This window comes from Massilia sp. CT11-108, from assembly GCF_047302915.1.
Taxonomy (GTDB): domain Bacteria; phylum Pseudomonadota; class Gammaproteobacteria; order Burkholderiales; family Burkholderiaceae_D; genus Telluria; species Telluria orientalis.
This window is the reverse complement of the sequence record NZ_JBKYMO010000986.1, coordinates 1-1,034: the sequence shown is the minus strand read 5'-3', so window position 1 is coordinate 1,034 and position 1,034 is coordinate 1. Positions and strand designations below refer to the sequence as shown.

The 1,034-nt window shown below is 71.6% G+C and carries 1 protein-coding gene; it reads left to right on the top strand.

Features of this window, described 5'->3' with window-relative positions; genetic code table 11:
* A partial coding sequence (locus tag ACEN88_RS32550) for a tetratricopeptide repeat protein (RefSeq protein WP_413346380.1) occupies positions 1 to 1,034 on the top strand: 1,034 nt, incomplete at both ends.

Sequence of the window (1,034 nt, the reverse complement as noted above, 5' to 3'; positions counted from 1 at the left end):
GGCCAGTTTCGCGCGCGCGCTGCAGCTCGATCCCGCGTACTACCGGGCCGCGGCGAGCCTGTCGCAGCTGGCACTCGACGCCAGCCAGCCGGCGCAGGCGCGCCAGGTGCTGGTCGACTTCCTGGCAAAGAACAAGAAGAGCGTGGCCGCGATGGACGGCCTGGCGACACTGGCCGAGCGCACGCAGGACAGCGCCGAGGTGACGCGCTGGCTGGAACAGGCCGCCGCCGTCGACCCGCACGCGATCGGGCCCGGCGTCGACCTGTGCGCGCACTATCTGCGCACGGGCCAGACGGACAAGGCGCTGGAACTGGCGCGCCGCCTGCAGGTGAGCCATCCGGAAAACCCGGACCTGCTGGATTTGCGTGGGAAGGCCGAGCTGGCGCGGGGCGACCTGCCGGCCGCGCTGGAATCGTACAAGCAGCTGGCCCAGGCGTTGCCGCGCTCCGCGCCGGCGCTGATGCAGGTGGCGGCGCTGCGGCTCGTGATGAACAACACGACGCAGGCCGAGGAAGACCTCAAGAGCGTGCTGGCGATCCAGCCCGATTTCCCGTCGGCCCAGCTGGAACTGGCCGCGCTGTACGTGCGCAAGGGCTCGCACGACCTCGCGCTGATGGTCGCGGAACACATGCAGAAGCAGCATCCGCAAGGCGCGGCCGGCTACCAGTTGCAGGGCGACATCCTGATGGCCAAGCGCCAGCCGGCCGCCGCGCTTGCAGCGTTCGAGCGCGCGTCCGCGCTGCATGCGACGAACGAACTCGCGATCAAGATCGACAACGCGCTGCGCCGGGCCGGCCGTGTCGCGGACGCCGACGGCCGCCTGGCGACATGGCTGGCGGCGCATCCGGACGACGTGCGCGTGCTCGCGTATCGCGCGCAGACGTGGATGGGCGCGAACGAGTTCAAGCGGGCAGCGGCCCAGCTGGAAGAGGTGCTGCGGCGCCAGCCCGGCAACCCCGTCGCGCTGAACAATCTTGCGCTGTGCTACCAGGCGCTGGGCGACGCGCGCGCGCAGGCGACGGCCGAGGCGGCGC